This window comes from Campylobacter sp. BCW_6464 (assembly GCF_001762775.1).
Classification (GTDB): domain Bacteria; phylum Campylobacterota; class Campylobacteria; order Campylobacterales; family Campylobacteraceae; genus Campylobacter_D; species Campylobacter_D jejuni.
This window is the reverse complement of the sequence record NZ_MJXM01000016.1, coordinates 1-1,845: the sequence shown is the minus strand read 5'-3', so window position 1 is coordinate 1,845 and position 1,845 is coordinate 1. Positions and strand designations below refer to the sequence as shown.

Annotated in this window: 5 protein-coding genes; all 5 read left to right on the top strand. The window is 24.4% G+C overall.

Annotated features, from left to right (window positions below; translation table 11 throughout):
* The first annotated feature begins 189 nt into the window (after positions 1–189).
* The 5 genes from AJ885_RS10365 (at position 190) to AJ885_RS10360 (ending at position 1,586) form a co-directional block, all read left to right on the top strand.
* Entirely contained in the window at positions 190–333 is a 144-nt protein-coding gene (locus AJ885_RS10365) for a hypothetical protein (protein ID WP_002807233.1), read from the top strand.
* Between the two features lie 187 nt (positions 334–520).
* Complete coding sequence (locus AJ885_RS00245) at positions 521–742, top strand: hypothetical protein (RefSeq protein WP_002881155.1); 222 nt, start codon at positions 521–523, stop codon at positions 740–742.
* Entirely contained in the window at positions 732–1,001 is a 270-nt protein-coding gene (locus AJ885_RS00240; RefSeq protein WP_002789000.1) for a type II toxin-antitoxin system YafQ family toxin, read from the top strand. The genes AJ885_RS00245 and AJ885_RS00240 overlap by 11 nt, the downstream gene beginning before the upstream one ends.
* A 157-nt stretch (positions 1,002–1,158) precedes the next feature.
* On the top strand, positions 1,159–1,431 hold the full coding sequence (locus AJ885_RS00235; protein ID WP_126265807.1) for a hypothetical protein: 273 nt from the start codon (positions 1,159–1,161) through the stop codon (positions 1,429–1,431).
* 11 nt (positions 1,432–1,442) lie between these two features.
* Positions 1,443–1,586, top strand: a complete 144-nt coding sequence (locus AJ885_RS10360) for a hypothetical protein (RefSeq protein WP_002807233.1) — start codon at positions 1,443–1,445, stop codon at positions 1,584–1,586.
* Positions 1,587–1,845 lie beyond the last annotated feature (259 nt).

Here is a 1,845-nt window from a genome sequence, read left to right as displayed (position 1 = left end):
TTTAGATGATATGGTAAAACACAAACAAAGTGATGAAGTTTTTAAAGTGTTTTATAAAAAAGATGATAAAATAAGATTGCTTAGAGTTAGTAATATGCAAGCTTTAAATCGTTTTGATAAACTTAAAGGTGCAATGACAAAAATAATTTTAGATAGTGGTTTTAAACCTGATAAATAAAAAGGATTAATATGTGTAAAGATCAAGAATATATAGAGCAAAGAAAGGTTTTATGGGAAAAAAGTTTTGAAGCCTTTAAAGATGATAAAGTGTATCAAAAAGAACAGCTTGAACTTGCAGAAGCAGGAATTAATGATGGCTTAGAGGAGGATTAATTATATAATTAGCCATATATTTATATTAGTTTTTTTAAAAAACCGTTTTTACTATTCTTTAATCTTTTATATTGTATTTTGATTGTCTTATTTATGTAATTTTATATATAAAAAAAGTTTTTTCCAATTTTACAACAAAACCCTTTATGGTATAATAAAAATAAAAATTATATAAGAAAGGATATAAATGGCTATAAAAATTGAAATTAGCGGATTTGATAAGGATTTTTTACCTGTTTTTGAGAGTTTAGCTAAAAGCCTAAAAGCTACTTATTGTTTGTTAGAATGTGATACTCCAGAAGAGAAAAAACAAAGTTCTATGAAAAAGGCTTTAGAAGAAATGAAAAATGGAGAGCATGAAACTTTTAAAAACTTTGATGAGTATAAAAAGGCTATGCGTGAAATATGAAATTAGAGTTTTAAAAGAATACAAGAAAAACTATAAGAAGCTAACGCTAAAAGAAAAAGACTTAGTAGATGAAATAGTCTATCGCTTATCTAACAATGAAACTCTTGAAAGAAAATACAAAGATCATAAACTAAAAGGTGAATTTAAAGAGCTTAGAGAGTGTCATGTAAAACCTGATTTGCTCTTAATTTATCAAAAACAAGATGATAAACTTATTTTAACATGTATTAATATAGGTTCTCATAGCGAGTTGTTTTAATAATTGAAGTTAAATTAATCAAGTTTATAAAAATCCATAACTACATATTAAGTCATTTATATCATAATAGAAAGAAAAAAGAAAAACACTATGAAAAAATTATCCCAAGAAGAAATACAAAAAGCTATGAGAGAATGTGTAGTAAGTTCTTATACTTATGATCCAGTTAATCCTAATGGTTATTTCTCAAGATTTATTCGATGTTTTAAATGAAGATTTTACCAAAGAATATGAATTCATAGATAGTCCTACTTTAGATGATATGGTAAAACACAAACAAAGTGATGAAGTTTTTAAAGTGTTTTATAAAAAAGATGATAAAATAAGATTGCTTAGAGTTAGTAATATGCAAGCTTTAAATCGTTTTGATAAACTTAAAGGTGCAATGACAAAAATAATTTTAGATAGTGGTTTTAAACCTGATAAATAAAAAGGATTAATATGTGTAAAGATCAAGAATATATAGAGCAAAGAAAGGTTTTATGGGAAAAAAGTTTTGAAGCCTTTAAAGATGATAAAGTGTATCAAAAAGAACAGCTTGAACTTGCAGAAGCAGGAATTAATGATGGCTTAGAGGAGGATTAATTATATAATTAGCCATATATTTATATTAGTTTTTTTAAAAAACCGTTTTTACTATTCTTTAATCTTTTATATTGTATTTTGATTGTCTTATTTATGTAATTTTATATATAAAAAAAGTTTTTTCCAATTTTACAACAAAACCCTTTATGGTATAATAAAAATAAAAATTATATAAGAAAGGATATAAATGGCTATAAAAATTGAAATTAGCGGATTTGATAAGGATTTTTTACCTGTTTTTGAGAGTTTAGCTAAAAGC